Consider the following 2960-nt stretch of genomic DNA (forward strand, 5'->3'; position numbering starts at 1 on the left):
AAAGCCGAGCGAAAAGCTCATGTCATCAGTATCTACCAGAGTGCCTTTTGATATTAAGCAACTCGTAGATGATCTAGCAAAAATCGAAGGTAGTGATCGAGCTAAATGGATTAGAGAGGCCATAGATTTAAAACTTCAAATTGATTTAGGCCAATCATCAATCGAATTTTTAAAGAAATCAAAGAATACAGGGTATTCAAGTGAATACGTAAATGTATTCAAAAGTATTTTTTCAGTATTCCAGATAAGCAAAAAGCCCGAAGTTGCAATTCGAGCTTTAAGCAATGTTCATTAATTTTAGGAACCAAAGAACATGACAAATATACCAAACCAATTAGCTACGAACAACAGTGATTTTGTAGACGGCGACACGGTTGTTTTTATTGATGCAAACAAACCAGATCATTTAATGACGGTTACCCAGGTTCAGAAAAATGGTGTGTTACTCGATGGAAATAATAGCTTTGCGTTGAATCATTTGATTCGGCGCGCGACTGTTGCAGAGTTTATAAACCAACGCCGTTTGCCAGCATTAACCACCTTTGGCGATGATCAGCACATTGAAAATAACATTTCTCCAAAATGTAAAACCATTTCGAATGATGTGCAGATCCATTTGAGCAATGCATTGGCAGCTCAAAAGGAGGTTTCATGAACTCTAACTTCCAAAAACAACCAGAGTTTAAACAGGCTCAAATTATTCAGTCCTGGTATGAACCAGCTTTGCGGACCCTGAATGATTTTTTAGAAGTTCGAAAAGCCAACTTGCGCAAGATCAATCGTGATGAAGCTAATGCAGCGGTAACGCGGGATGAGCTTATTGAGGCTTTAAGTCAACGGCATCGGATCAGCTATTACGATGCTGGAATGATTATTTCCAGCCTGCATCGTGCAGACAAAATCATCATGTTTGGGCGATTCATTCAGTTGAATGATGAGGGGGATGTATGAGCAATAAGATCGTTAACGAAATCCGCGAACTGCCAATTCATAGCACTCCTAAGCATCTGCTTTGGGTGATTGCTGACATTGCTGATGATAACGGCAATACGGGCTGGTATGCACCTACATCACGCTTGATTAAAGAAACAGGCTTGAGCAATAAGACAATTGCTGAATGTGTTTCCTACCTAAAAGATTGTGGGATTCTATCTGTAACAGGTGGTGCAGGTAGACAAAATCATTATTCAGTTAATGCTAAAAACTTTAACCCTACCGTTAAATATTCGCCTAAAAAACAATCAAAACCAGTGAGCGAGGTTCACCAGTGTGCCAGTCTCACCAGTGAACTAGGTTCACAACCACCAGTGAACCTCTCCCCAAAACCAGTGAACTTGGCGCAAAAACCAGTGAGCGAGGTTCACACTATCCATCATATCCCTCAATATCCATCTGTATATCCATCTATAGGCGATTCAGAGAATCCGCCTAAGGTTAAGTCTGAACCTAAGGTAAAACGCATCACTAAAAAACAAGCTGGCATCAATCGACTTGTTGAACTTGGTTGTGATGAGAAATATGCACATGATTGGATGGTGGCGCGAAAAGGAGCAGAGCTTACAGATTCAATTCTTGAAAACCTGACTGAACAAGCGGCTAAAGCAAATATCTCAGTTGCAACAGCAGTTGAGTGGTCAGCGAAAAAGGGATATCAGGGATTTAAGGCAGACTGGTACCAGAAAGATAAACAGCCACAACAGAGCACTGGTTACACCACTAATCCTAAAGACATCAACGCTGATTACTGGGCAAGTTTTGGACAACCAAGACAGCAACAGGATTGGGGAGAGCCGATTGATGTCACACCAAAAAAGCCAAACTGGATTGAGGGGGTAGGTCATGCGTGAGATTGCCCAAGCGGAAGCTATGTCTTTCGAACAACAACTGATTTTTACATTGAAAACCATGTATGCCCAACAGTTTGCAAAACACTTTGCCGACATGCCGATGAACATCGTTGGAAATGTGATTTCTGCAGCGCTGGTTGGTGTGGATCAGGATGGATTCAATCGTGGAATGGCTCGCCTGTTATCAGGTCAATCCAAGTTTATGCCAACAGTGCAGGAGTTTAAATCTTGGTGTGTTTCAGGCACATGGTCATCTACAGAGGCTTGGTATCACGTTTGTGAGTGGTCAAGAGACTCAAAACACAAAATCACAGTATTGGCGAAACAATGCTGGGATGAGATTTATCACATTGTGCTAGATGGAAATATAAAAGAAGCACAGCGTCAATTTGTGAATCTGTATGAAGATCGCTTGGCGCGTATGCAGCTACAGGGTGTAAAGCAGGAAATTTACGTGCCACCTGTGGCAATTCCAGTCAAAACGATAGAGCGAGCGCAAAAACCAATTGGCGCAGGCTTGACTGCTGAGCAAACAGAAAAGCTTAAAAGCCTAGCTCAAAGTTATTTTTCAAAAGGCATGTTAATTGTAGCAGCGTTCAATCAAGCATCCATTGATGTTATGGGTAAAGGGATTGTGAGTGGAGATGCGGTATGAATCCAAATCAAAAATCAGTTTCAAACCAAGTTTTAGCGGTTGGTAGAACGATCGGTGTTTTGAAATTTGCTGTCAATGAAACAAAGCCATTTCAGGTTTCTGATGTTGCTAAGAGTGTGAATGATGTCAATAGCTTCACGGTTTTGCGCTACATCAAGACTTTAATCGAGCTTGGCTACATTGAGAAAACCACTTGTTTTAAATACCAAGCCACATCTCTAGCCAAGGAGTTGATTAATGTCTCTCATTAAAATAGGCGATCGCGTGAAAGTAGATTTCATTAGCGAGTCACGAACAATTTATTCAGGAAAACGCTTCACTGGTTACGGCGTGGTAGATCGATTTGAAGACAATCGTGTTTTTGGTCGTTTGGAAGATGGTCAGCCGTTTATGTGTTTTGCCAGTGATGTTGAAGTTTTGACAGAACGTAATCAAGAAGTGGGCGACGACTCGCACAT

6 protein-coding genes and 1 pseudogene are annotated in these 2960 nt (G+C 41.5%); all 7 read left to right on the forward strand.

The annotated features are described in order from the left end of the window. A partial coding sequence (locus M5121_RS15595; protein WP_249571679.1) for a YlcI/YnfO family protein occupies window positions 1–295 on the forward strand: 295 nt, incomplete at its 5' end. Between the two features lie 18 nt (window positions 296–313). Next, window positions 314–655: a hypothetical protein gene (locus tag M5121_RS15600; RefSeq protein WP_249571680.1), complete on the forward strand. Its 342-nt coding sequence runs from the start codon at window positions 314–316 to the stop codon at window positions 653–655. Next, window positions 652–951, forward strand: coding sequence for a PIN domain-containing protein (locus M5121_RS15605; RefSeq protein WP_249571681.1), 300 nt, complete (start codon window positions 652–654; stop codon window positions 949–951). The genes M5121_RS15600 and M5121_RS15605 overlap by 4 nt, the downstream gene beginning before the upstream one ends. After that, complete coding sequence (locus tag M5121_RS15610) at window positions 948–1847, forward strand: hypothetical protein (RefSeq protein WP_249571682.1); 900 nt, start codon at window positions 948–950, stop codon at window positions 1845–1847. Before M5121_RS15605 ends, M5121_RS15610 begins: the two co-directional genes overlap by 4 nt. Continuing rightward, window positions 1840–2502, forward strand: coding sequence for a hypothetical protein (locus M5121_RS15615; RefSeq protein WP_249571683.1), 663 nt, complete (start codon window positions 1840–1842; stop codon window positions 2500–2502). The genes M5121_RS15610 and M5121_RS15615 overlap by 8 nt, the downstream gene beginning before the upstream one ends. Next, window positions 2499–2753: an IclR family transcriptional regulator gene (locus tag M5121_RS15620; protein WP_249571684.1), complete on the forward strand. Its 255-nt coding sequence runs from the start codon at window positions 2499–2501 to the stop codon at window positions 2751–2753. Before M5121_RS15615 ends, M5121_RS15620 begins: the two co-directional genes overlap by 4 nt. Continuing rightward, window positions 2740–2960, forward strand: a pseudogene (locus tag M5121_RS15625) (hypothetical protein); the annotation flags it as partial. The gene M5121_RS15620 and the pseudogene M5121_RS15625, both read left to right, overlap by 14 nt.

The sequence above is a fragment of the Acinetobacter sp. ANC5681 genome (assembly GCF_023488045.1).
GTDB lineage: Bacteria > Pseudomonadota > Gammaproteobacteria > Pseudomonadales > Moraxellaceae > Acinetobacter.